Source organism: Mesorhizobium sp. LCM 4576 (assembly GCF_001854815.1).
In the GTDB taxonomy this organism is placed as follows: Bacteria; Pseudomonadota; Alphaproteobacteria; order Rhizobiales; family Rhizobiaceae; genus Mesorhizobium; species Mesorhizobium plurifarium.
Map to the genome: position 1 here is coordinate 343,995 of NZ_MDDT01000089.1, position 25,596 is coordinate 369,590.

21 protein-coding genes are annotated in these 25,596 nt (G+C 64.3%); 8 read left to right on the forward strand and 13 right to left on the reverse strand.

Going from position 1 to position 25,596, the window contains the following annotated elements:
- Positions 1–90 precede the first annotated feature (90 nt).
- Entirely contained in the window at positions 91–1,074 is a 984-nt protein-coding gene (locus tag LCM4576_RS33315; RefSeq protein ID WP_040988882.1) for a complex I NDUFA9 subunit family protein, read from the forward strand.
- Positions 1,075–1,142: 68 nt separating this feature from the next.
- Here LCM4576_RS33315 and LCM4576_RS33320 read toward each other — a convergent pair whose 3' ends face one another.
- Entirely contained in the window at positions 1,143–2,513 is a 1,371-nt protein-coding gene (locus LCM4576_RS33320) for a cytochrome P450 (protein ID WP_071036510.1), read from the reverse strand.
- Positions 2,514–2,695: 182 nt separating this feature from the next.
- Here LCM4576_RS33320 and LCM4576_RS33325 point away from each other — a divergent pair, with 182 nt between their 5' ends.
- Positions 2,696–3,268 carry an NADPH-dependent FMN reductase gene (locus LCM4576_RS33325; RefSeq protein WP_071036511.1) on the forward strand — a complete coding sequence of 191 codons (573 nt, stop codon included), beginning with the start codon at positions 2,696–2,698 and terminating at the stop codon, positions 3,266–3,268.
- A 240-nt stretch (positions 3,269–3,508) separates the two neighbouring features.
- Positions 3,509–5,980, forward strand: a complete 2,472-nt coding sequence (gene gyrB / locus LCM4576_RS33330; protein WP_071036512.1) for a DNA topoisomerase (ATP-hydrolyzing) subunit B — start codon at positions 3,509–3,511, stop codon at positions 5,978–5,980.
- Between the two features lie 79 nt (positions 5,981–6,059).
- Here gyrB and LCM4576_RS33335 read toward each other — a convergent pair whose 3' ends face one another.
- The 10 genes from LCM4576_RS33335 to LCM4576_RS33380 form a co-directional block, all read right to left on the reverse strand.
- A complete protein-coding gene (locus LCM4576_RS33335) occupies positions 6,060–7,457 on the reverse strand; it encodes an NAD(P)(+) transhydrogenase (Re/Si-specific) subunit beta (RefSeq protein WP_071036513.1) in 1,398 nt (465 codons plus the stop codon).
- Between the two features lies 1 nt (position 7,458).
- Complete coding sequence (locus tag LCM4576_RS33340; protein ID WP_041000216.1) at positions 7,459–7,884, reverse strand: proton-translocating transhydrogenase family protein; 426 nt, start codon at positions 7,882–7,884, stop codon at positions 7,459–7,461.
- Positions 7,884–9,137, reverse strand: coding sequence for a Re/Si-specific NAD(P)(+) transhydrogenase subunit alpha (locus tag LCM4576_RS33345; RefSeq protein WP_071036514.1), 1,254 nt, complete (start codon positions 9,135–9,137; stop codon positions 7,884–7,886). The genes LCM4576_RS33340 and LCM4576_RS33345 overlap by 1 nt, the downstream gene beginning before the upstream one ends.
- An 86-nt stretch (positions 9,138–9,223) precedes the next feature.
- A complete protein-coding gene (locus tag LCM4576_RS33350; RefSeq protein ID WP_071036515.1) occupies positions 9,224–9,448 on the reverse strand; it encodes an aa3-type cytochrome c oxidase subunit IV in 225 nt (74 codons plus the stop codon).
- Between the two features lie 149 nt (positions 9,449–9,597).
- Entirely contained in the window at positions 9,598–9,747 is a 150-nt protein-coding gene (locus LCM4576_RS33355; protein WP_023729728.1) for a DUF3096 domain-containing protein, read from the reverse strand.
- 86 nt (positions 9,748–9,833) lie between these two features.
- Positions 9,834–10,613, reverse strand: coding sequence for an N-acyl amino acid synthase FeeM domain-containing protein (locus tag LCM4576_RS33360; protein WP_071036516.1), 780 nt, complete (start codon positions 10,611–10,613; stop codon positions 9,834–9,836).
- Positions 10,614–10,758: 145 nt separating this feature from the next.
- Positions 10,759–13,071 (reverse strand): bifunctional diguanylate cyclase/phosphodiesterase, encoded by a 2,313-nt coding sequence (locus tag LCM4576_RS33365; RefSeq protein WP_071036517.1) that lies wholly within the window; start codon positions 13,069–13,071, stop codon positions 10,759–10,761.
- Positions 13,072–13,214: 143 nt separating this feature from the next.
- A complete protein-coding gene (locus tag LCM4576_RS33370) occupies positions 13,215–16,688 on the reverse strand; it encodes an indolepyruvate ferredoxin oxidoreductase family protein (RefSeq protein ID WP_071036518.1) in 3,474 nt (1,157 codons plus the stop codon).
- Between the two features lie 274 nt (positions 16,689–16,962).
- The gene (locus LCM4576_RS33375; RefSeq protein WP_071036519.1) at positions 16,963–17,493 is read right to left on the reverse strand and encodes a hypothetical protein; all 531 of its coding nucleotides are present in this window, start codon (positions 17,491–17,493) and stop codon (positions 16,963–16,965) included.
- A complete protein-coding gene (locus LCM4576_RS33380) occupies positions 17,486–18,094 on the reverse strand; it encodes a CGNR zinc finger domain-containing protein (protein ID WP_071036520.1) in 609 nt (202 codons plus the stop codon). The genes LCM4576_RS33375 and LCM4576_RS33380 overlap by 8 nt, the downstream gene beginning before the upstream one ends.
- Positions 18,095–18,188: 94 nt before the next feature.
- Between LCM4576_RS33380 and LCM4576_RS33385 the strand changes: the two genes are divergently transcribed.
- The 4 genes from LCM4576_RS33385 (at position 18,189) to LCM4576_RS33400 (ending at position 22,728) form a co-directional block, all read left to right on the forward strand.
- The gene (locus tag LCM4576_RS33385; RefSeq protein WP_071036521.1) at positions 18,189–19,094 is read left to right on the forward strand and encodes a branched-chain amino acid ABC transporter permease; all 906 of its coding nucleotides are present in this window, start codon (positions 18,189–18,191) and stop codon (positions 19,092–19,094) included.
- A gap of 202 nt (positions 19,095–19,296) precedes the next feature.
- Positions 19,297–19,902, forward strand: a complete 606-nt coding sequence (locus LCM4576_RS33390; RefSeq protein WP_071036522.1) for a TRAP transporter small permease subunit — start codon at positions 19,297–19,299, stop codon at positions 19,900–19,902.
- Positions 19,899–21,695, forward strand: coding sequence for a TRAP transporter large permease subunit (locus LCM4576_RS33395; RefSeq protein WP_071036523.1), 1,797 nt, complete (start codon positions 19,899–19,901; stop codon positions 21,693–21,695). Before LCM4576_RS33390 ends, LCM4576_RS33395 begins: the two co-directional genes overlap by 4 nt.
- A 10-nt stretch (positions 21,696–21,705) precedes the next feature.
- Complete coding sequence (locus tag LCM4576_RS33400) at positions 21,706–22,728, forward strand: zinc-dependent alcohol dehydrogenase family protein (protein WP_071036524.1); 1,023 nt, start codon at positions 21,706–21,708, stop codon at positions 22,726–22,728.
- Between the two features lie 171 nt (positions 22,729–22,899).
- On the opposite strand, the gene LCM4576_RS33405 is transcribed toward LCM4576_RS33400, so the two are convergent.
- Positions 22,900–24,009, reverse strand: coding sequence for a TRAP transporter substrate-binding protein (locus tag LCM4576_RS33405; RefSeq protein WP_071036525.1), 1,110 nt, complete (start codon positions 24,007–24,009; stop codon positions 22,900–22,902).
- A 265-nt stretch (positions 24,010–24,274) separates the two neighbouring features.
- On the opposite strand from LCM4576_RS33405, the gene LCM4576_RS33410 reads away from it, so the two are divergent.
- Positions 24,275–25,048, forward strand: coding sequence for a gamma-glutamyl-gamma-aminobutyrate hydrolase family protein (locus LCM4576_RS33410; protein ID WP_071036802.1), 774 nt, complete (start codon positions 24,275–24,277; stop codon positions 25,046–25,048).
- Between the two features lie 15 nt (positions 25,049–25,063).
- Here LCM4576_RS33410 and LCM4576_RS33415 read toward each other — a convergent pair whose 3' ends face one another.
- A complete protein-coding gene (locus tag LCM4576_RS33415) occupies positions 25,064–25,456 on the reverse strand; it encodes a hypothetical protein (RefSeq protein ID WP_071036526.1) in 393 nt (130 codons plus the stop codon).
- Between the last annotated feature and the right edge of the window lie 140 nt (positions 25,457–25,596).

Here is a 25,596-nt window from a genome sequence, read left to right on the forward strand (position 1 = left end):
CAAGGCAATGGCGACCTCCGGTCGCTCTTTGCCTTTGGCGAGAAACGGATTAAGAAACGGCTTCAGCCAAGCACGCGCGCGGAGCCAATCATGACCGAAATCCTGCAGACCCCCAAGCTCGTTGTCGTCTTCGGCGGCTCGGGCTTCGTCGGTCGCCATGTCGTGCGGGCGCTCGCCAAGCGCGGCTATCGCATCCGGGTTGCCTGCCGGCGGCCCGACCTTGCCGGCCATGTGCAGCCGCTCGGCAATGTCGGCCAGATCCAGCCGGTGCAGGCCAATGTGCGCGTGCGCTGGTCGGTCGACCGCGCCGTGCAGGGCGCCGACCATGTCGTCAACCTGGTCGCCATCCTGCATGAGACCGGCCGCCAGAAATTCGGCGCCGTGCACGATTTCGGCGCGCGCGCTGTCGCCGAGGCGGCACGCTCGGTCGGCGCCGGCCTCACCCAGATCTCGGCGCTCGGCGCCGATCTCAATTCGCCTTCGGCCTACGCACGCACCAAGGCGCTCGGCGAGAAAGCAGTGTTCGAGACGGTTCCCGATGCCGTCATCTTCCGGCCGTCGATCAATTTCGGACCGGAGGACCGCTTCTTCAACCGCTTCGCCGGCATGGCGCGCCTCTCACCCGTCCTGCCTCTGATCGGCGGCGGACAGAACAAGCTGCAGCCGGTCTATGTCGGCGACGTCGCCGAAGCGATCGCGCGCTCGGTCGACGGCGAGGTCAAGGGCGGCCAGATCTACGAGCTCGGCGGCCCGCAGGTGCTGACCTTCAAGGAATGCATGGAGGAGCTGCTCGCGGTCATCGACCGCAGGCGCCTGCTGGTGCCGGTGCCGTGGTGGGTGGCGAACATCCAGGCGTCGATCCTTCAGCTGCTGCCCAATCCGCTCCTGACCAGGGACCAGGTGCTGCAGCTGCGCGAGCACAACGTGGTCTCGGACGGAGCCGCCAAGGCCGGCAGGACGCTTGCCGGGCTGGGCATCCAGCCGCAGGCGATCGCCACCATCCTGCCCAGCTATCTCTGGCGCTTCCGCGCCGCCGGCCAGTTCCAGCAGCGCCGGCCGATCGCCGACCGTTAGAAGATTCTGAGTTTTGATACATGTCGTTATCCCAGAACCGCTGCACACTTCTGGGCGACATGCATTGATTACGCCCGCCGGGAGACCTGCATCGGCAGGCCGCCCTGCGGCTGCGTGGTGAGCTTCTGCACCGGCCATGGCCGCGTCTCGGACGTCGCGTCGAAGCGGAAGCGCGACAACAGGATCGCCAGCGCGATGATCGCCTCCTGCATGGCGAAGCTGGCGCCGATGCAGACACGCGGGCCGGCGCCGAAGGGCAGGTACTGGAAGCGGTCGATCCTGTCGCGGTTTTCCGGATGGAAGCGTTCGGGCAGGAAAGCGTCCGGCCTGTCCCATAGTTTGCGGTGGCGATGCACGACCCAGGGCATCACCAGCACGGCGGCGTATTTCGGAATGTAGAGACCGTTCCAGGTCTCCGGCTCGATCGGCTCGCGGTTGATCGAGGGCGCCGGCGGGTAGAGCCGCAGCGCTTCCTCGAACGCGGCGCGGGTAAGCGGCATGGCATCCAGCCACTTCGTCGGATCGGGCTCGCGCGCCAGCACGGCGTCGATCTCCTGCTCGACCTTGTCGCGCTCCCAGGGCGCTTCGGCCAGGCAATAGATCGTCCAGCCCAGCGCCCGCGCGGTCGTCTCATGGCCGGCGCCGATGAAGGTGATGATGTTGTCCTCGACCTCGGCGCGGGTCAGCCCATCCGGCCCCTCAGCGCGCAGCAGAAGCGTGAGGAAATCCTGCGGCACGCCACCCGGATCGCGCTTCATCCGCTCTTCGCRCATCCTCACCGTGCCGGCGACGATGTCGCGGAAATAGGCCATGGTCTTGCGRCCGCGTATGCGGGTCAGGCGCGGCAGCCATTCCGGCGCGCGCAGAAGGTCGAGCGGATCGACGCGGCCCATGGTCTCGAACAGGCGGTCGATCTCCGTGGCGAAACTGCCCTGCTCGCCGGCGATCTCCCCGGAGAACAGCGTCTCGGCCAGGATGTCATAGGTGAGCAGCGTCATGTCGTGRGCGACATCGGTCGTACCGCCGGCCTCGTAGCGGGTGACGAACTCCAGCGTGCGCTTCAGCATCGGCTCGGCGAAACCGAAGATGTGGCGCGGCGTAAATACCGGCRCCATCGCCTTGCGCGATCGCTTCCAGACCTCGCCCTCGGCGGTCAGCAGCCCGTCGCGCAGGATCGGGCGCAGGATCAGCTGGCGCACCGTCGCCATCTTGTAGTTTTTGGCATTATCGATCAGCACATGGCGGATCAGACCAGGATCGTTGGCGATCACCAGCGGGCCGCCGATGCCGGTCACCGAGATCCAGGGCTCGTTGTAGGTGTGCTCGCCCCACAGCTCGAGCGGATTGCGGTAGACGATGCGCATCATCTCCAGCGTCGAAGGCGGCTTTGTGCGCGGCGTAGGCGCCGGCGGCACGAAGGGGGCGGGCTTGGTGTCCATGAAGCATGCTCCGCTGTCAGCGCCGAATGTAGTGCCCGACGAGACCGGCGTCCATGTGGCCGGACGGCAGCGCGCGGTCGCCACATGTCGCCGGAATGTGACCGACATCAGCCGGTAGCTGCTTGTTGCCGGCGGAACCTTACGTTAGTCACCAACGGATACCGCCAAGCAAGGAGTTCCCCGTGAAGCATCGTCTGGACATCATCATCGGCAGCACGCGGCCGGGACGCGCCGGGCCGATTTTCGGCGAATGGCTGGAAGGCTTCGCGCGCGAGCACGGCAAGTTCGAGCCGGTGCTGACCGACATCGCGGCGTTCAACCTGCCGATGCTCGACGAGCCRCACCATCCGCGCCTGCGTAAATACGAGAACGACCACACCAAGGCCTGGTCGAAGGCGATCGATGCCGCCGACGCCTTCGTGTTCGTCGCCCCGGAGTATAACTATTTCGTGGCGCCGGCGATCGTGAACGCGATCGACTATCTGGTCCATGAATGGCGCTACAAGCCGGCCGCGATCTTCAGCTATGGCGGCGTGTCCGGCGGCCTGCGCGCGGCRCAATCGCTGAAGCCGCTRCTCACCTCCGTCGGCGTCATGCCGATCCCCGAAGGCGTGGCGCTGCCGGCCTATGCGACGCTGCTCGACCAGGACCGCGCCTTTCACCCGAGCGAGCAGGTGCAGGGAGGCGCCAAGACCATGCTCGACGAACTGTCCCGCTGGAGCGAGGCGCTGAAGGCATTGCGGGCCGCCGCATAGGCACGGAATCCTCCTCGACTGCACTTGCGAGGCCGCGTTTCGGCGCGGCTTTCGCGATCGAATCCCCGCCTCAACAGGCCAGCATCTCGCGCCGGCGTGGARAGACCGCTCGCCAAGCCGGCAAAATGGCCGCAAACCTTGGAAAAGCAACCGTTTGCGCCTATATCTAGGACATCAAAACGGCGCGATTCGCGGCCATTTTTCCGCGCCGGACCATCGACATCAATCAGACAGGTATTCATGAGCGACCAGACCGAAAGCGCCATTGGCGTGGAAGCCGAGTACGGCGCCGATTCCATTAAGGTTTTGAAGGGGTTGGATGCTGTCCGCAAGCGTCCGGGCATGTATATCGGCGACACCGATGACGGCTCGGGCCTGCATCACATGGTCTATGAGGTGGTGGACAACGCCATCGACGAGGCRCTGGCCGGCCACGCCGACCTCGTCTCGGTGACGCTCAACCCCGACGGTTCGGTGACAGTCATCGACAATGGCCGCGGGATTCCGACCGATATCCACCCCTCGGAGGGCGTTTCGGYGGCCGAAGTGATCATGACGCAGCTRCATGCCGGCGGCAAATTCGACCAGAACTCTTATAAGGTCTCCGGCGGCCTGCACGGCGTTGGCGTCTCGGTGGTCAACGCGCTTTCCGCCTGGCTAAGGCTCAAGATCCGCCGCAACGGCGAAATCTTCGAGATGAGCTTCACGCATGGCAATGCCGACGCGCCRCTTAAGGTCACCGGCACCTATGTGCAGGACAAGCAGCCCGGCACCTATGAGGGCCGTAGCGGCAGCGAGATCACCTTCTTCCCGTCGGCCGAGACCTTCAGCATGATCGAATTCGATTTCGGCACGCTGGAGCATCGCCTGCGCGAGCTTGCCTTCCTCAATTCCGGCGTGCGCATCATCCTGACCGACGCGCGCCATGCCGATCTCGTGCGCCATGAATTGCACTATGACGGCGGCCTGGAAGAGTTCGTCAAATATCTCGACCGGGTGAAGAAGCCGCTGATCGAGGCGCCGATCRCCATCCGCGCCGAGCGCGACGGCATCACCGTCGAAGTCGCGATGTGGTGGAACGACAGCTACCACGAGAACGTGCTGGCCTTCACCAACAACATCCCGCAGCGCGACGGCGGCACGCATCTGGCGGGCTTCCGCGCGGCGCTGACCAGGCAGATCACCGGCTATGGCGAATCGTCGGGTCAGACCAAGAAGGAAARGGTCTCGCTGACCGGCGACGACTGCCGCGAAGGCCTGACCGCGGTGCTCTCGGTCAAGGTGCCGGACCCGAAATTCTCCTCGCAGACCAAGGACAAGCTGGTCTCCTCCGAGGTGCGTCCGGTGGTGGAGAGCCTGGTCAACGAGGCGCTGGGCACCTGGCTCGAAGAGCATCCGAGCGAAGGCAGGGTCGTGGTCGAGAAGGTGATCCAGGCGGCCGCCGCGCGCGAGGCCGCGCGCAAGGCGCGCGACATCACGCGCAAGAGCACGCTCGGCGTCACCTCGCTGCCCGGCAAGCTCGCGGACTGYCAGGAGCGCGATCCGGCGAAGTCGGAAATCTTCATCGTCGAGGGTGACTCGGCCGGTGGCTCAGCCAAGGGCGGACGCTCGCGCCAGAACCAGGCGATCCTGCCGCTGCGCGGCAAGATCCTGAACGTGGAGCGCGCCCGCTTCGACCGCATGCTCTCCTCCGACATGATCGGCACGCTGATCACCGCGCTCGGCACCTCGATCGGCAAGGACGAATTCAACGCCGACAAGCTGCGCTACCACAAGATCATCCTGATGACCGACGCCGACGTCGACGGCGCCCACATCCGCACGCTCTTGCTCACCTTCTTCTTCCGGCAGATGYCGGAGCTGATCGAACGCGGCCATCTCTACATCGCCCAGCCGCCGCTTTACAAAGTGACACGGGGCAAGAGCTCGCAATATCTCAAGGACGAGAGCGCCTATGAGGAATACCTGATCGAGTCAGGACTGGACGAGGCTTCGCTGGTGCTTGCCTCCGGCGAGGTGCGGGTCGGGCWGGACCTGCGCGCCTCCGTCGACGACGCGCTGGCGGTGCGCCAGCTGATCAACGGGCTRCATACRCGCTACAACCGCGACGTCGTCGAACAGGCCGCAATCGCCGGCGCGCTCAACGCCGACGTGCTTGCCGATCTCGGCCGCGCCACCGCGATGGCCGAGCGTGTCGCGAAGCGGCTGGACATGATCGCAGAGGAGACCGAGCGCGGCTGGACCGGACGGCTTTCGACTTCCAATGACAGCTCGGGCGGCTATGTCTTCGAGCGCACCGTGCGCGGCGTGAAGGATGTGGTGCAGCTCGATGCCGGATTGATCAATTCGGCCGATGCGCGCCAGCTCGACCGCTATGCGCCGCGGCTTTCGGAAGTCTATGGCGAACAGCCCAGCTTGCGCCGCAAGGAAGCCTCGGAGCTGCTTTCGGGGCCGTTGGCGCTGCTCAACGCGGTGTTCGCTTCCGGCCGCAAGGGCCTCACCATGCAGCGCTACAAGGGCCTCGGCGAGATGAATGCCGAGCAGCTGTGGGAAACCACGCTGGACCCGAATGTGCGCTCGCTGCTGCAAGTCAAGGTCAACGACGCGACCGACGCCGACTCGCTGTTCTCGCGACTGATGGGCGACGAGGTGGAGCCGCGGCGCGAGTTCATCCAGGACAACGCGCTGTCGGTGGCTAACCTGGATATCTGAGCGCGGCCTGGCCGACAGTTTCCGCAAATAAAAAAGCCCGCATCGAGCGGGCTTTTCTATTGCAGGAACTGGGGCTGGATCAGTGATCCATCGCCTTGACGATTTCCTCGGTCATCTTCTTGGCGTCGCCGAGCAGCATCATGGTGCCGTCCTTGTAGAACAGCGTGTTGTCGATGCCGGCATAGCCGGAGCCGAGCGAGCGCTTGACGAAGAGGCAGGTGCGGGCCTTGTCGACGTCGAGGATCGGCATGCCGTAGATCGGCGAGGACTTGTCGTCGCGCGCGGACGGGTTGGTGACGTCGTTGGCGCCGATGACATAGGCGACGTCGGCCTGCGCGAATTCGGAGTTGATGTCCTCGAGCTCGAACACTTCATCGTAAGGGACGTTCGCCTCCGCCAAAAGGACGTTCATGTGGCCGGGCATGCGGCCGGCCACCGGATGGATGGCGTATTTCACTTCGACGCCGTTGGCCTTGAGCTTGTCGGCCATCTCACGTAGCGCATGCTGCGCCTGGGCGACCGCCATGCCGTAGCCTGGCACGATGATGACCTTCTGCGCGTTCATCATCAGGTAAGCGGCGTCGTCGGCCGAGCCCTGCTTGACGGTGCGCTCGATGCCGTCGTCGCTTGCTGCCGCCGTCTCGCCCCCGAAGCCGCCGAGAATGACCGAGATGAACGAGCGGTTCATGCCCTTGCACATGATGTAGGACAGGATCGCACCCGACGAGCCGACCAGCGCGCCGGTGATGATCAGCGCCAGATTGCCGAGGGTGAAGCCAAGCGCCGCCGCCGCCCAGCCCGAGTAGGAATTCAGCATCGACACCACGACCGGCATGTCGGCGCCGCCGATCGGGATGATCAAGAGCACGCCCAGCACCAGCGAGGCGGCGACGATCAACCAGAAGATAAGCTTGGATTCGGTGGTGACCAGAAGCACGATCAGCACCACCAGGGCGACGCCGAGGACGATGTTGATGAGGTGGCGGCCGCCGATCATGATCGGCTTGCCGGACATGCGGCCGTCGAGCTTCAGAAAGGCGATGACCGAGCCGGTGAAGGTGATGGCGCCGATGGCCACGCCCAAGCTCATCTCGACCAGCGCCTGGGCATGGATGTCGCCCGCCGTGCCGATGCCGAAGCTTTCCGGTGCGTAGATCGCGGCGGCCGCGACCATGACCGCGRCGAAGCCGACGAGCGAGTGGAAGGCGGCGACGAGCTGCGGCATCGAGGTCATGGCGATGCGGCGCGYGGTGACCGCGCCGATGCCGCCGCCGATGGCGAGACYGAGCACGATCAGGCCGAAGCGGCCGGCCGACGGGGTTGCCAGCGCCAGCGTGGTGACGATGGCGATGCCCATGCCGATCATGCCGTAGAGATTGCCCTGGCGGCTGGTGGTCGGATGCGATAGGCCGCGCAGCGCCAGGATGAACAGGATGCCGGAGACGAGATAGAGGAAGGAAGCGAGATTGACGGTCACGTCACTTTTCCTTCTTCTTGTACATGGCAAGCATGCGCTGGGTGACCAGGAAGCCGCCGAAGATATTGACCGAGACCAGCACCAGCGCGACGAAGCCGAAGCCCGCCGCAAGGCCGGAAGCCGCGATGCCGACCGCGAGCAGYGCGCCGACGACGATCACGGAAGAGATTGCATTGGTGACGGCCATCAGCGGTGTGTGCAGCGCCGGCGTCACCGACCAGACGACATAATAGCCGACGAAGATCGCCAGCACGAAGATGGCGAAGCGGAAGACGAAGGGATCGATGGCGCCGCCCGAGAGCGCGTGCGCCGCGCCGCCAGCGGCATCGGCCGCGCCCGGCGCGTTGTTGGCGAGATCCTGAACCGCGAGCCGTACGGCGGCGGTCGCCTGATCGAGCTGATCGAGAGCTTTCTGCAAGGCGTCCATCACGCGGTCCCCTTAGGCTTGGCTGCGGACTTCTTCTTCGTAGCCGGCTTCGCGTCGGCGRCATCGGCAACCATGGTCGTCGCCGGAATGGCCGCCGGCTCGGTGCGCGGCTCTTCCGCCGCCTTGGCGAAGGCAGGATGCACGACTTGGCCAGCATCGGTCAGCATCGTCGCCTTGACCAGTTCGTCGTCGCGCTTGATGGCAAGCGTCTTGGTCGTCTTGTCGACCATGGTCTCGAGGAAGGCGTAGAGGTTCTTGGCATAGAGCAGCGAGGCGGATGCCGCGACACGACCCGGCACGTTGAGATGGCCGACGATCTTGACGCCGTTCTCGGTGGTCACGACCTTACCCGGCACCGCGCCCTCGACATTGCCGCCGCGCTCGACCRCAAGGTCGACGATCACCGAACCCGGCTTCATCGAGGCGACCATGGCCGCCGACACCAGCTTCGGCGCCGGGCGGCCGGGGATAAGCGCGGTGGTGATGACGATGTCCTGCTTGGCGATGTGCTCGGCAGTCAGCGCCGCCTGCTTGGCCTGATATTCCTTCGACATCTCCTTGGCGTAGCCGCCGGCCGTCTCGGCGGCCTTGAACTCCTCGTCCTCGACCGCCAGGAACTTGGCGCCGAGCGACTGCACCTGCTCTTTCACCGCCGGGCGCACGTCGGTGGCGGTGACGATCGCGCCGAGGCGGCGCGCGGTGGCGATCGCCTGCAGGCCGGCGACGCCGACGCCCATGATGAAGGTCTTGGCGGCCGGCACCGTGCCCGCGGCGGTCATCATCATCGGCAGCGCGCGGTCATATTCGCCCGCCGCGTCGATCACGGCCTGGTAGCCAGCGAGATTGGCTTGCGACGACAGCACGTCCATGACCTGCGCGCGGGTGATGCGCGGCATGAACTCCATGGAAAAGGCGGTGATCCCGGCCTTGGCCATCGCCGCCACCGCCGCATCGTTGCCATAGGGGTCCATGATAGCGATGACGGCGGCGCCCGACTTGTAGCCCTTCAGCTCCGCATCCGTCGGACGGCGCACTTTCAGCACGACATCTGCCTTTTTGGCGTCGACCGCCGTCCCGATCGCGCCGCCGGCAGCGGTGAAATCCTGGTCGGGGATGCGGGAGCCGAGGYCGGCGCCCTTCTCGACGATCACGTCGAAGCCTAGACCCGCCAGACGCTTGACCGTCTCGGGCGAGGCCGCGACGCGCGGCTCGTTCGGGTCAACCTCACGAGGGRTGAATACGATTTGTCCCACCGGATGATCCTTTCGGCTGGAACCTTGATTGCGCAAAGCGTCAGCCGGGACGTCCGGTGACGTCAAGTGCAATTGGCTTGGGAAATCTACCGCAGAATGAGGGCGCCGATGGCCATGATCAGGATGAACAGGATGGTCCCCGAGAAGAAGCCGCCGACGAAGAAGCCGAAGGCCATCGCAATAAGAATGGCGGCACACACCAGCGAGCCGTATTTGGCCAGGCCGAGAAAGGCCTTGTAGGTACGCTCGTGCTCGGCATAGTCCATCTGCGCGCCAAGCTCGACAGGACCGGTCGGCGAGTGATCTGCCATGGAAGTACCCCTTCGAAAATGCCTGTGAGGCACATAGCGAAAAGCCGAACCAAGAGCAATGGCGCTATTGCCGCACGGCCTGCGACAACAGCCTCAAACGAAAGTTGAAATTGAACGCCATGCCTTCGTCCGCGCCGCGAGGGGGGATTTCAGCCGGCGAGATGGGGAAAAAGGCCGAGCAGGCCGACGACGATCAGGTAAAGCGCGACGATGTAGTTGAGGAGCCGCGGCATCACCAGGATCAGCACGCCGGCGATCAGCGAGATCAGCGGCGTCAGCGCGAGCGAGTGGATGGTCATGCGGAGATCCTCTTCGCGTTGCTCCAAGGTCATTCGACCACCTCAACGCGAATGGCGTGAAAAAGCTCCGCCGGCCCAGYGAAGCGTCAGGCCGCCTCGTGATAATATTTGGCCGTCGGCAGGATGGTCAGCGGCGCAAGCTCCCCGGCACTGGGCACCTCGAACAGCATGCGCTGCTCCATCGGCGTGGAGCGGAAGAAGGGGAAGCGCGAGAAAGACCGCTGACGGATGGCCGCGACATTGGCGCGATAAAGCACTACCTGGTAGTTTAGCCCCGGATAATCACGTGTCTCACCGATCTGCTCGGAGCAATAGATGCGGCGGTAAAAGCCGGCATGCTCAGGCCGAATGGTCGAAAGACAATAGGGCGCTTCAAAATAGAAGCAGGCCATGCCGGCGAGCCTCAGCGTCAGATAGGGAATCAGCGGATAAACACGCGACCATTCCKGGTCGGCCGCAAAACGGCTCRGGTCAACGAAATGYRCACCCGCCGCCAGCATCGGACGCAGTATGTCGCCGTACACCATCGTCGATGGTGACTGCGGCRTAGCGCTGCTGGCGTGATGTATACGCAGCGTGCTGACCAGCGTGCCGTCGATATAGATGCCGAACTTGGAACAATTGGCCGCTTCGTCGAGATCATCATGGACGATGTGGCTGGGATTTTCCGGAACCATATCGCTCAGGCGGTAGGACTTATAGCGTAACCTGTAGATATCCTCGAGATCTTCGCCCTTGTCGCATCGRCGATACTCGGTGCGCTCCAGCATTTCGTATACGTGGCGAGCGAAATTCGACGCGTGATCTGGCGCATCTACTCCATCCGCGCCCGCCMTTTGACGAAGCGCCATCAACTGCGCACTCATTTACTGACCTCGTAACCAGCCGCATCGCAACCGTACGTCAAGGCCACCAGATGTAAAGATGAAAATCGGATCGAGGTTGTTTACCGAGCGTTAAGGTTAATAATCGGTAAAATTGTACTAAAAAGCCGCACGTGGCGGGCAGAATTTAACGCCGAGCCGCCTTCTCCACTGTCTTGATTTCCTCGGCGAAGGGCCAGACGGTGTTTGACATCGTCTCGATACCAGAGGCAGTCAGCGCCGAACCGAACAAGAAGCCTTGTACCAGATCCGGGTTGACCTCCAGCGCAAGGATCTTGAGTTGCTCAAAGGTCTCCACGCCTTCGACAGTCACTGACAGGCCAAGTGGCCGGGACATATTGATGATGCCTCGCAACAGCTCCAGAGAGCGGCGGTTCTGGGTGACGTCCATCAGGAACGAGCGGTCGATCTTAATCTTGTCGAGCGGCAGCTTGTGAAGATAGCTGAGGCTCGAATAGCCGGTGCCAAAGTCGTCGAGCGCTATGCGCACGCCGAGTTGCTTCAATTCCTCGAGATATTGCCTGGTCAGCGACTTGTCATCGAGCAGCGCGGTCTCGGTGACCTCGATTTCGAGGCGTCCCGGCGCAAGTCCCGATGCCGCCAGCGCTTCGCGTACCTTCTGGACCACGTCACGGTTGCGGAAATCCTTTGCCGAGAGATTGACAGAAACGCTGGTCTGCGCCGGCCATTTGGCGCACTCCGCGCAGGCCGCATGYAGCACGAAAGTGCTGATGTCGGAGATGATGCCCATCTCCTCGGCCAACGGAATGAAAATACTKGGTGAGATCGGACCGAGATCGGGATGGTCCCAACGACAGAGCGCCTCGCAACTGGCGATGCGCATGGTGCTGACGGCCACGATGGGCTGATAGACCACGCGCAAATCCCTGGCCTGCACCGCATTGCGCAGATCGGCCTTCATCAGCTGACGATTGCGGAAAGCGGCATCCATGGCCGCCTCGAACAGCCGCCAGCTGTTCTTGCCGAGCTCCTTGGCCTTGTAGAGGGCAAGGTCAGCCTTGACGATCATGGCGTCCGCGTCGGTGTCCCTGACCTTGGAAAGCACCGCGCCGCCGCTGGCCTGGATGCGCAAGCCGTGGCCGGCGACGTCCACCTCGCCCTGCAGGTCCGCGAAGATCTGGTCAAGCAGGGTGCTGAGGTGGCTCTCGTCCTCGACGCGGTCGAAGAAGACCATGAACTCGTCGCCGCCGAAGCGGCTGACGGTGATGCCGGGTCCGGCAATCGCGGCGAGGCGCTCGGCCACGGCATAGATCAACCCGTCGCCGACCGGATGACCGAGCGTGTCGTTGACGCTCTTGAAGTCGTCGAGATCGAGCACCGCGAGGCCGCAGAGYCGGTCCTGGTCGCCGGAGGCCATGGCCTCGCCGACCAGCTCGTGGAAATAGGCGCGGTTGGGCAGGCCGGTCAGATTGTCGTAGCGCGCCATGAAGCGGATCTTTTCCTCCGCCTCGACGCGCGCCGTCACGTCCTCGAAAGTGATGACGCCCAGTTCCTGGCTGCCTTCGCGGGCCGAGAATTCGTAGTGCTGGCCGTTGGCGAGGGAAACCAGCACCTTGCGGTCGCGGCCTTCGCGCAGGGCGCGCGTCAGTTGCGCCTCGATGTAGCGGCAGTCTTTCGGCGCCAGCATGCCGCCGGCGACGCCGCGCATCAGAAGACCGTGGATCGACCGGCCGAGCAGCGAGTCGGCCGACTTCAGCGACATCAAATGGGCGGCCTCGGCATTGGCCACCGCGACGCGCCCATCCGGGCCGAGCATGACTAGGCCATGCGACATGGTATTGAGTGCCCGGTTGAAGCGCTGGGCGAGGCGGTTGGCCTTCTTCTCTTCCGACAAGGCCGCAAAAAGCACCTCGCGGACAAGATCCGCGAAGCGCTTGATTGCGAACAGGAACGGCACCGACAAAAGGCCGAGGATGAAATGGTAGGGGTCGGCGCGTAAGATGAAGCCCAGTGAGATCGGCCAAGTCATGGTCATGATGAAGATCATCACCATCCTGGGCGAGCCGTAGTTGCGGCCAGCGATCGAGGTGGCGGAGGCTAACGTCACACAAACGGCCGCGATTTCTGCGAAGTTGTCGTGCGCCAGATAGATGCCGACAAAGCAAAAGGCACCCAGCATGAATCCATGCATGGAACCGTAGAGAATGTAATCGTTCTCGCGGMGACGTGCCTCCTCCCAGTTCGCTGGTGACGGCGCGTTGCGGTACTTCCTGATGTTGCGCAGGCGCAGGAATGCAACTGTCAGCAGTCCAGCTGCAACAGCTATGTAGGTTGGGTCCTTTGTCTTCCAGTAGACCAGGACGACCAGCAATGTCTGCGCGAAGAAACCGATGGAAAGCGTCAGGCCGTCGCGAAACAAGGTTTCCACGAACGGGATGTAGACGTCGACCGGGATCTCGCTCTTTTTTCTCAGTTTCACGCCTGAATCCCAATCATTGGGAGCCAAGCAGTGTCATATTCGCCTTAAGAAAGCTTTAGAGAGAGCTTTCGGGCCTTCYAGCCAAGTCGATTGACGTTGCGGAAGCTGATGAAACGCTCGTTCAGGTAAACAAGGCGTATCGATCACTCGGCCGCTTGCAATTCCTCGCTTGCCAGCGGTCTTTGCAGACGCTCGATCAGCCGCGCACGCTCGCCCGCCGCCTTCGCGGCGCTGGCCTGCCGGACATGGCCATAGCCGCGGATCAGCGACGGCACCGAGGCCAGGGCCGTCGCAGCCTCCACCCTGCCCGGCGCCAACGCTTTGGCGATCAGGTCGAGATCGGCCTCGTAGTCTCTCAGCGACTGGCGCTCCATGCGCCGCTCGGCCGTGTAGCCGAAAAGATCGAAGGCGGTTCCGCGCAGGCCCTTCATTGCTGCCAGCAGCCGGAAACCCTTCATCATCCACGGGCCGAAACTCGATTTCCGGGGTTTGCCGTCATTGGTGCGCCGGCCGAGGATCGGCGGCGCGAGATGGAACTCGAGCTTGTCATAGCTCTGGAACTGCTTGGCGAGGTCGGCGGCGAAAGTGCCGTCGGTGTAGAGCCGCGCCACCTCATACTCGTCCTTGATCGCCATCAGCTTGAAGAGGTTCCTGGCGGCTGCCTCGGTCACCGCGGTCGAGCCTGGCACGGCCTTGGCTTCGGCGGCGCGCGCCATCGCCACACGATCGGCGTAGCGCCTGGCGTAGGCAGCGTTCTGATAGGCGGTGAGGAAGGCCACACGGCGGGCGATGACATCGTCCAGCGTCTCGGCGGGCTTCGACGCCGGCTTGCCGGTCTGGGCGACCAGGCCGCGCACGAAATCGGGCTGATGCGCGGCGCGACGGCCCCAGCGGAAAGCCGCAATATTCATCGCCACCGCTTCACCGTTCAATTCTATCGCCTTTTCRACGGCTTCGGCCGAAAGCGGCAGGCCGCCATGCTGAAAGGCGAAGCCAAGCATGAACATGTTGGCGCCGAGCGAATTTCMGAACAGCGCGGTCGCCGTGCGGGTGGCGTCGAAGAAATGCGCCTTGTCGTCGCCGGCGGCCGCCCGGATCGCCTTCTTCAGCCGCTCGACCGGCAGCGAGAAGTCGGCGGAGCGGGTGAATTCACCGGGCATGATCTCGGCGGTGTTGGCGAGGAAGATCGTGTGGCCCTCGCGCACCGCGCCCAGCACCTTCTTGGCGCCGGAGACGACGAGGTCGCAGCCGAGCACAAGATCGGCCTTGCCGGCCGAAACGCGAATGGCGTGGATGTCCTCGGGTGTCGGGGCGATGCGGACATGGGTGAAGACCGAGCCGCCCTTCTGGGCGAGGCCGGCCATGTCGATCATGCCGCAGCCMTTGCCTTCCAGATGCGCGGCCATGCCGAGCACCGCGCCGACGGTGACGACACCGGTGCCGCCGACCCCGTCGATGATTCCCGCCCAGCCCTGGTTGCCCATGCCGAATTCAACCGGCGCCGGCACGCCGTCGAGAGGATCGGCTCTGCCGGCAATGCCTTCGGCCTTTCTGATCTTGCCGCCATGCACGGTGACGAAGGACGGGCAGAAACCGTTGAGGCAGGAGAAATCCTTGTTGCAGCTCGACTGGTCGATGCGGCGCTTGCGGCCGAATTCGGTCTCGACCGGCTGGATCGAGACGCAGTTGGACTGCACGCCGCAATCGCCGCAGCCTTCGCAGACCAGTTCGTTGATGAAGACGCGCTTGTCGGGATCGGGGAAGGTGCCGCGCTTGCGGCGCCGGCGTTTCTCGGCGGCGCAGGTCTGGTCGTAGATCAGCACCGAAACACCCTTCACGTCGCGCAATTCGCGCTGGACGAGGTCGAGGTCGTCACGGTGATGAATGCTGATACCGGCCGGGAAATCCGCCTTGCCGGCATATTTGTCAGGCTCGTCGGTGACGACGGCGATACGGTCGACGCCCTCGGCGCGCACCTGTCTCGCGATCATGTCGACGGTGAGGCCGCCCTCATGCGGCTGGCCGCCGGTCATCGCCACGGCGTCGTTATAAAGGATCTTGTAGGTGATGTTGGCTCGGCTCGACAGCGCGAAGCGGATCGCCAGCAAGCCGGAATGGTTGTAGGTGCCGTCGCCGAGATTCTGGAAGATGTGGTCGCGCTTCGAGAACGGCGCCTGGCCGACCCATTGCGCGCCCTCGCCGCCCATGGCGGTGAAGCCGACAGTGTTCCTGTCCATCCACAGCGCCATGAAGTGGCAGCCGATGCCGGCGGCGGCCAGCGAGCCGTCCGGCACCTTGGTCGAGGAATTGTGCGGGCAACCCGAGCAGAAGAAAGGCGTGCGCGAGCCGATATCGACGGTGTCGGCGAGCATCGCCTGGAACTGGCGCAGCTTCGCCACCCGCGCCGCGATCTCTTCCGACGGGCCGATGGTGCGCAGGATGYGCTCGCCGAGCGCGATGGCGATCTCGTTCGGATCGAGCGCGCCCTTGGCCGGGAACAGCCAGTCGCCACGCTCGTCCTTCTTTCCGACGATCACTGGCTGGACGGCGGTGCCGTAGAGGTTCTCGCGCAGCTGCACCTCGATCAGCGAGCGCTTCTCCTCGACGACGACGATGGTGTCGAGGCCGCGGGCGAACTCGGCGATGTGCTGGAAATCGAGCGGCCACGGGCAGCCGACCTTGAACAGGCGGATGCCGATGCGGTTGGCGGCCTGCTCGTCGATGCCGATATCCTCCAGCGCCTGGCGGACGTCGAGATAGCTCTTACCGATGGTGATGACGCCGAGCTTGGGATTGCGGCCGCCGGAATAGACGATGCGGTTGAGGCCATTGGCGTGGATGAAGGCGGAAGYGGCGGCGCGCTTATACTCGTGCAGCCGCTCTTCCTGGCCGAGCATGTCGATCTCGTGGCGGATGTTCAGGCCGCCCGGCGRCATGTCGAATTCGGGAATGACGATGCCCAGGCGCTYGATCGAGGCGTCGACCGAGGCCGTCGATTCGATGTTGTCCTTGACGCATTTGATCGCCRCCCAGGTGCCGGCGAAGCGCGACATGGCAAAGCCGTAAAGGCCGTAGTCGATGATCTCCTGGACGCCGGCTGGATTGAGGATCGGCACCATGGTGTCGACGAAGAGGAATTCGGTGGCATGYGCGTTGGTCGATGATTCGGCCATGTGGTCGTCGCCCATCAGGGCAAGCACGCCGCCATGTTTCGACGARCCGGCAAGATTGGCGTGACGGAAGACGTCGCCGGACCGGTCGACGCCCGGCCCCTTGCCGTACCAGACGGAGAAGACGCCGTCATGCGTGCCTTCGCCCAGCAACTCGGTCTGCTGCGAACCCCAGCAGGCGGTGGCGGCGAGCTCCTCGTTGAGGCCGGGCTGGAAGACGATATCGGCTTGAGCGAGCTGYTTCTTCGCCCGCCACAGCTGCATGTCGAGGCCRCCAAGCGGCGAGCCGCGATAGCCGGAAACGAAGCCTGCCGTGTTGAGGCCGGCGCGGCGGTCGCGCTCGCGCTGCATCAGAAGCATGCGCACGACCGCCTGCGCGCCGGATAGGAAGACGCGCTCCTTGCCAAGGTCGAACTTGTCGTCGAGCGCGACGTCGTGCAGCGTCATCAGGCATTTCCTCTGCGGAGGCGGCCCAAATCAGGCAGCCAACGTCGGAGTGGGACGCCGCAGTCTTTCGTCCCTTGGCGATGAGGTCAAACAAAATCGCAGGGGCCAGATAACACGCAACAAACGGTCTGGCGAGTGGCCGGCGACGCATGCAAGATCACGCTAACCGCTTCGCGAGGAACAAAAATTTCGCGATGGCGCGGCTTTTGTTCGACAAAATTCCGGGCGGAAAGCCGTTTCACACTTTTCCTGGGATTGCTTTGACGCCTGCGTTTCAGGTCGCTTTCGAGCAATCCGGCTTCTGCTCGTCGGGCAGCTTGCCGTTCGGGTGGCCGGCAAGGTCAGGATTGAGCTCGTATTTCGGGCCGATCACCAGCGGCCGGTCCGGCAGCATGGTCTGGTCCTCCGACGAGGTCATGGTGGTGTCGATGCTTTGCAGCAATGTGCCGCTCGAATCCTCAATGCGGATCGAGACGGAATAGGGCTTGTCCTTGACCACGCAGGAGAGCGGCGGGCTGGTCAGCGTGATGTGGGGCAACTTCGGCCAGATCTTCTGGTTGACGACGAGCGGGTCGCCGCCGGCCGGGTTCTGGAAGCTCACCACCGCAACCTGGCCGTCGACCATCGGCCGCAGCGGCTTCAGCGTGATGACGTAGGTGGCGATGGCCAGCCGGTAGTTGAACTCGAACAGCTTGCCGGAAATAGCAAAGAGCTGGTCCTTGCCGGTGTCGCGGCAGGCGCCGAGCGCGACAGCGGCGGCCAGGGCGGCACCGACCAGAGCCGAACGCGACAATTTCCTAAACATTGGGAACCTCCCTCGCTGCCGTACGGCGGCGGTAATAGCGGTTTGCCTTCTGGCGATTGCCGCAAACGGCCATGTCGCACCATAAGCGGCTGGCGTTGCGGCTGCGGTCGACGAACAGCCAGCTGCAATTGGGGCAGATCCGAAGCCGCGCCACCGTTTCGCCCTGCAGCAGCGACAGCGCCGAGACGGCCAAGGCCGCCTCGAAGGCAATCGGCGTTGCCGGATCGCCGAAAGGCTGGCCCGGCATCCCGATCTCGGTCGCATTCCCGGACAGTCCACCGGCGCAGGCCGTGAGGAAATCCGGCAGGAGACTGGTCGCGAGCGCGCCGTTCGACACGGCATGGCGAAACAGGCGATCGGTCGCTTCGCGGATCGAGATGACGGTCGGTTTTATCTCGCCCGGTTCCGACGCCCGCAGCCGCCGGCCGCCGAGTTCGGTCGCGCGAAAACCGCTCGCCGCCTCGGCGAAGCGGACGATCTCGGCCGGGTCGTCGAAGCGGTCGAAGGACTTTTGCGGATCGTTGCGCAGCACGACGGTGTTCGCCGTATCGAGCGCAAGGATGCCGCCGGTGAAGCGGTGCGGGGTCCAGGAAACCGTCATGGACAGAAATCTAACCGATAAAACGTGTTTGACAAGTTAGATTCCGAATGCAACGGTTCGYCAAGGTCGCGTCACACGACCCGCGGGATATCGCATGCTCTATTTCTTCCAGCAGGTGCTGAACGGGCTGCATTCGGGCGCGCTCTATGCGCTGCTCGCCTTCGGCTATGTGCTGACCAACGGCATCCTGCATCGCACGAACCTGGCTTACGGCGCGCTGTTCGCCTTCTGCGGCCAGACGATGATCCTGACCGCCGCCTTCGGCTACCAGGCGCTGTGGCTGACGCTTGCCGCCGCGGTGGCGCTCGGCGTGGCCGCCGCCATTCTCTATGCGGTGCTGATCAGCCACGTCCTGTCGCGCAGCGTTTTCGAGAGGCTTGCCGACCGCTCGCCCAACGCCATCGTGGTGACGACGCTCGGCATCCTGCTCTTCCTGTCGGAGGCGAGCCGCATCRCCGCCGACACGCATGATCTGTGGTTGCCGCCGATGCTCGCCACCCCCGTCATTTTCGCCGAGGGCGACGRCTTCAAGGTCACGCTTACCGTCATCCAGCTGCTCGACTGCGCGGCGGTCATCGCGCTGGTGGCGCTGGCAGCTTGGCTGTTTTCGCATTCGCGCTTCGGCCGCGCCTGGCGCGCCGTCTCCGACGACCCGAAAGCGGCGGCGATGTGCGGCGTCGATGTGCGCGCCGTGTTCCGCCGCGCCGTGCTGTTCGGCGGCCTCTGCGCCGCCCTGGCCGGCGTGCTTGCCGGCCTCTACTACGGCAATGTCTCCTTCGGCACCGGGCTGATCTACGGCCTCAAGATCCTGTTCGTGACGGCGGTCGGGGGCTATCTGTCGCCGCTCAAGGCGGCGCTCGGCGCAGCGGCCTTCGGCATGGCGGAATCGCTTTGGGCCGGCTACTTCCCGCTCGAATGGCGCGACGCCTGGATCTACCTCTTCCTTGTCGCCATGCTGGTGCTGATCGGCGCCGGGCGCGACCAGGCCAAGATCGCCTGATCCCCGGACTTTCGTTGCCCCCAAGACTTTCGTTGCATGACGCATCGTCAGGCGGCGGTATTCCGCCACTGTCCAGCGTGCCGATCCGTTTGCCGCGGCTTTGTCATGTTGACCTGCCGGACCACGCGCTGCATATCGTTGGGCCAAGCGGCGCGACACCGGAGGGGGAATCGGGCGCGCCGCATGGTCAGGGAGGATATGCATGGCAGGGCTGCTCGCTCTATCCAGGACGATCGACCGCATCAACGAGTTCATCGGCCGCTGGGTCTCCTGGCTGATCCTGCTCGCGATCCTGGTGAGCGCCGGCAATGCCGTCATCCGCAAGGTGTTCGACACCTCCTCCAATGCCTGGCTGGAGCTGCAATGGTACCTGTTCGGCGCCGCCTTCATGCTGGCCGCCGCCTACACGCTGAAGCAGAACGACCATATCCGCATCGACATCGTCTACGGCATGTTCCCGCGGCGCGTGCAGCACTGGATCGACCTCCTCGGCCACCTCTTCTTCCTGATGCCCTTCGTCGTGCTGATGGTGATCTATTTCGTGCCCTATGTGTCGCTGTCCTTCCGTAGCGGCGAGATGTCGACCAATGCCGGCGGCCTGATCGTGTGGCCGGCCAAGGCGATCCTGCTGGTCGGCTTCTTCCTGCTCGCGCTGCAAGGCGTCTCCGAGATCGTCAAGAAGATCGCCATCATGCGCGGCGACATGGACGATCCCAATCCCTTCGTGTCGGCGCATGAGCAGGCCGAGCTCGAGGCCAAGGCGCTGGCCGAGGAAGCCAAGGCGATCGCGGGCGAGGCCCGCCCATGATCGAATTCATCGCGCAGAACATGGCGCCGATCATGTTCGCCTCGCTGATCATCTTCCTGTTGATCGGCTATCCCGTCGCCTTCTCGCTCGCCGCCAACGGCCTGCTGTTCTTCTTCATCGGCGTGCTGGTCTCGCCCTATTCCGGCGGGTCGATCAACCTTGCCTGGCCGCTGCTGCACGCGCTGCCGGACAATTTCTACGGCACCAGGGTGATGTCGAACGACACGCTCCTGGCGATACCCTTCTTCACCTTCATGGGCATCGTGCTCGAGCGCTCAGGCATGGCCGAGGACCTGCTCGACACGATCGGCCAGCTGTTCGGGCCGATACGCGGCGGGCTTGCCTATGCGGTGATCTTCGTCGGCGCGCTGCTTGCCGCAACGACCGGCGTGGTGGCGGCCTCCGTCATCGCCATGGGACTGATCTCGCTGCCGATCATGCTGCGCTACGGCTATGACCGCAGGGTCGCCTCCGGCGTCATCGCCGCCTCCGGCACGCTCGCCCAGATCATCCCGCCTTCGCTGGTGCTGATCGTGCTTGCCGACCAGCTCGGACGCTCGGTCGGCGACATGTATGCCGGCGCGCTGATCCCCGGCCTCGTGCTGACCGGCATCTACATGCTCTACATCCTGATCATGTCGATCGTCCGGCCGAACTCGATGCCGGCGCTGCCGCTGGAGGCCCGCACGCTCGGCCACGGYGTGCTGTCGCTGATCGTGGCGCTGCTCGTCACCGGCGCCATCTCCTATGGCGCCTATCGCTATCTTGCGCCGACGCAGGGCGACAATGCCGACATCCTCGGCTTCGCCGTCGGCGTCATCGTCATCTATGTCGTGGCCATCATCGATCAGCGGCTGGGACTGAACATGATGTCCAAACTGGCACAGCAGGTGGTGATCGTGCTGATCCCGCCGCTGGCGCTGATCTTCCTGGTGCTGGGCACGATCTTCCTCGGCATCGCCACGCCGACCGAAGGCGGCGCCATGGGCTCTGTGGGTGCGCTCATCATGGCAGGGCTGAAGGGGCGGCTTTCGCTCGACGTAATCAAGCAGGCGCTGGCCTCGACGACGAGGCTTTCCTCCTTCGTGCTGTTCATCCTGATCGGCGCGCGCGTCTTTTCGCTCACCTTCTACGGCGTCAACGGCCATATCTGGGTCGAGCACCTGTTGACCTCGCTGCCCGGCGGCGAGACCGGCTTCCTTGTCGGCGTCAACATCCTGGTCTTCGTGCTTGCCTTCTTCCTCGATTTCTTCGAGCTCGCCTTCATCATCGTGCCGCTCTTGGCGCCGGCCGCCGACAAGCTCGGCATCGACCTGATCTGGTTCGGCGTGCTGCTCGGCGTCAACATGCAGACCAGCTTSATGCATCCGCCTTTCGGTTTCGCGCTGTTCTACCTGCGTTCGGTCGCGGCCCGCGTGCCTTACCTCGACAGGATCACCGGCAAGCAGATCGCGCCGGTCAGCACCGGGCAGATCTATTGGGGCGCCGTGCCGTTCGTCTGCATCCAGGTGATCATGATCGGGCTCACCATCGCCTTCCCGCAGATGGTGATGCGCTACAAGGGCGCCGCGGTGGAGCCAAGCACGATCGACCTCAAGCTGCCCGACATGCCTTCGCTGTCGCCGCTCGGCACGCCGCCGGCGGACAATGGCGCGGCTCCGGCCAATGGCGCCGCCGCACCTGCCGCGCCCGGCACGCCCGACCTGTCGCAGCCGCCGAATTTCGGCGATGCCGCGCCTGCCAAGCCGGCGGCGCCGGCGCCCGACCTTTCGAAGCCGCCGAGTTTCAATTGAGGTGACAGCCATGCGAGCAGTCCGGCTCGAAGCAATCGGCAGCATCGCGCTTCGCGAGGTGGACAAGCCTTCGCCGGGGCCGGAGGATGTCCTGGTGCGGATCGAGGCCTGCGGCGTCTGCGGCACCGACCGGCACCTTTTCCATGGCGAGTTTCCCTGCACGCCGCCGGTGACGCTCGGCCATGAATTCTGCGGCATCGTCGAAGGCGTGGGCGCGGCGGTGTCCGGCATTGCCGTAGGCGACCGTGTCACCGGCGATCCCAACATCGCCTGCGGGCGCTGCGCCCATTGCCATGCCGGCCGCATCAATCTGTGCAGCAATCTGAGCGCCATCGGCATCCACCGCGACGGCGGCTTCGCCGATTATGTGCTGATGCCGCAAAGCCAAGCCTTCCGGCTGCCCGCAAACCTCAAGCCTACGCATGGCGCCTTCTGCGAGCCGCTCGCCTGCTGCCTGCACGGGGTCGACCTTGCCGCGATCCGGCCGGGCGCGTCGGTGGTGGTGCTCGGCGGCGGCGTCATCGGCCTGCTCGTCGTTCAGTTGGCCAAGCTCGCGGGCGCCGCGACCATCATCCTGTCGACCCGACAGGCCTCGCGCCGCGCGCTTGCCAAGGAGCTCGGCGCGACCGCGACGATCGATCCTAGCGCCGGCGACCCAATCGCGGCCGTCGCCGGCGCGAATGGCCTGGCGCCGGGCGGCGTTGACGTGGTGCTGGAATGCGCCGGCGTGCGCGACACGGTCGAGCAATCGCTGCGCATGGCGAGGGCGGGCGGCACGGTGGTGATCGTCGGCGTGGTGCCACAAGGCATGAAGGTGGAAATCGAGCCGTTCGATCTGTTGTTTCGCGAGCTGAAGGTGCTCGGCTCCTTCCTCAACCCGTTCACGCATGGAAGGGCGGCGCAGCTGATCGCCTCGGGCGCGATCGAGATCGACAGGCTGATTTCGAGGCAAGTCAGCCTGCAAGACGCACCGGACGTGATCGCCAACCCGCCGGCGCCGGGCGAAGTCAAGGTTCTGGTGGTGCCGGGTTGAGGCTAAGTGCGGATCTTCCTTCTCCCCTTGTGGGAGAAGGTGTCGCCGAAGGCGACGGATGAGGGGTGCTCCAGGGAATGCTAACGCCTCATTCCTTCCAACACCCCTCATCCGTCTCGGCGCYGCGCGCCGATCCACCTTCTCCCWCAAGGGGAGAAGGTAAGGCCCAGCCTACAGCTTGCCGTTGCGCTGCTGCACCATCATGAAGGTGTCGTAATTGTATTCGGCCACCTGAGCCCAGAGATAATGCTCCTTGCGGAAGGCCTTGATCGATTCCCAAATCTTCTTGAACGGCGCGTTGTTGGATTCCATCTCGGCATAGACCTCGTTGGCCTTCTCGAAACAGGCGGCCATGATCTCCTGGCTGAACGGCCTGAGCTTGGCGCCGCCAGCCACCAGCCGCCGCACCGCCGGCGGATTCACATAGTCGTATTTCTGCAGCATGTTGGCGTCCGCGGCCTGCGCCGCGGTGCGCACCAGCGATTTGTAGGTCGGCGAAAGCTCCTCGTATTTCGCCTTGTTGAACAGGAGATGGACGGTCGGGCCGCCTTCCCACCAGCCGGGATAATAGTAATAAGGCGCGACCTTGTAGAAGCCGAGCTTCTCGTCGTCATAGGGGCCGACCCATTCGGCGGCGTCGATGGTGCCCTTTTCCAGCGCCGGGTAGATGTCGCCGCCGGCGATCTGCTGCGGCACCACGCCGAGCTTCTCGACGACCTTGCCGGCAAAGCCGCCGATGCGCATCTTGAGGCCGGAGAGATCGGCTACGCTGTTGATTTCCTTGCGGAACCAGCCGCCCATCTKGACGCCGGTGTTGCCGCCCGGCAGGCCGTACAACCCTTGCGTGCCAAGGAATTCGTTGAACAGGTCGATGCCGCCGCCATGATAGTGCCAGGCGTTCATGCCGCGCGCGTTGAGCGAGAAGGGCACGGCCGCACCGAGCGCCCAGGTGGGATCCTTGCCCCAGTAATAATAGGCCACGGTATGGGCCGCTTCGACGGTGCCGGCGGCGGTGGCGTCGGCTGCCTGCAGGCCGGGCACCAGTTCGCCCGAAGCGAAGACCTGGATCTGGAAATTGCCGTCGGTCGCTTCCGACAGCATCTTGGAGAAGACTTCGGCGCCGCCATAGATCGTGTCGAGCGACTTCGGGAAGGACGACGCCAGCCGCCAGGTCACTTTCGGGTTGGACTGGGCAATGGCCGGCGTGGCGAGTGCCGCTGCCGCTGCGGCGGCACCCACGCCGGAGGCACCGGCCTTGCGAATGAACGAACGACGATCCATTAAGTTTCCTCCCTTGCGGATCAGCTGACCGATGCAGGACATCCTCGGTGTCCGAACCGGTTGGGGGAGAAACATACACGGGCAAGAAGTCGAGTCCAGCGCCGCCGGCCAAGCTTGCAGCCATTCAGCGGCCCACTGCAACTATAGTCTAACATCCTCTCGTCTGGCCCATGCGAGGCGGCGAAACTTGCCATGGAAAAGCCGCGACGGATCGCTTATTTTATAGGCAGAACAAATCCTTGGCCTGATGGAAACCAAACCCAAAATGCAGCAGCCGCTCGTCGCAATCTCGACCGACGTCCGCCAGTTCGACAACTACACCTGGCACGCAGCGCCCCAGCAATATCTGGAGGCGGCGGTCGCCGGCGCCGGCGTGTTCCCGCTCCTGGTGCCGTCCTTCGGCGACCGGCTCGACCTCGACGAATTGCTGTCGTCCGTCGACGGCGTCATGGTCACCGGGTCGAAGTCCAACGTGCATCCCTCGCTCTATGGCGGGGACCCGAGTGRGGCCAACGGGCCCTACGACCCGGCGCGGGACGCCACCACGCTGCCGCTTATCCGCAAGGCGATCGAGCGCGGCGTGCCGCTGCTTGCGATCTGCCGCGGCATCCAGGAGCTGAACGTCGCGCTGGGCGGCACGCTGGGCACCGAAATCCAGGAGCGCGAAGGCTCRCTCGACCACCGCGCGCCGGTGAGCGACAATCAGGAGGAGCGCTTCGCCATCCATCAGACGGTTTCGATCAAGCCCGGAAGCTGCCTTGCCGGCGTGTTCGGCGCCGGCGAGATCAAGGTGAATTCCCTGCATCGCCAAGCGATCGACCTGCTGGGCTCCAGRCTCCAGGTCGAGGCCTTGGCCACCGACGGCACGATCGAAGCGGTCTCGGTCAAGGATGCGCGAGCCTTCGCGGTCGGCGTGCAGTGGCACCCCGAATACTGGGTGAAGTCGGACAGCAATTCCGCCAAGATCTTCAAGGCCTTCGGCGATGCCGTGCGGCTGCACGCGGCCGCGAAGGCAGGTGCCAGGGCCGCAGCGGAATAGACACTTCGCTTATATTCAGTTGCTGCTGTCGCTGTTCAGCGCGAGAAGCGGCGCGACCGGCGCGTAGGATTCGTAGCCGTCGCCATCGGCGACCTCGAAGGTGACGATCGGATCGACGCCATTCTCGCTGAAAGCGACCGAGCCGTCCGCCTGCTCGCGCCAGAATCTCACGCGCTCGATGCCGGGCATCAGCTTGCGGCAGTCCGGGGCGACGTCGAGCCGCRACAGGCCGTCCGAGACCGGAGCTCCGCGCTGCACGGCGCAGGCGGCTTCGTCGCCATTGGCCGTCAATCGATAGGTGCTCGAGGAGGCGGTCTCGACAGCCGTGCTTTGGCCCTCGCCGCCAGACAGGACATGCGCGCCCCCGAACAACGCAACCGACACAACCAACCCGACGAACAGCTTCACGCCGCTTCTCCACGCTCAACCAGCATGGAAAATGATTTCAAAGCGTTAAGTGGGAGTTAATGGGGCTGCTAAAGCATTAACAAATGTGGCGAAAGCGCCTGGAGCGGTTCAACGTTCGATGGAGGGAAGACCGCCTTATA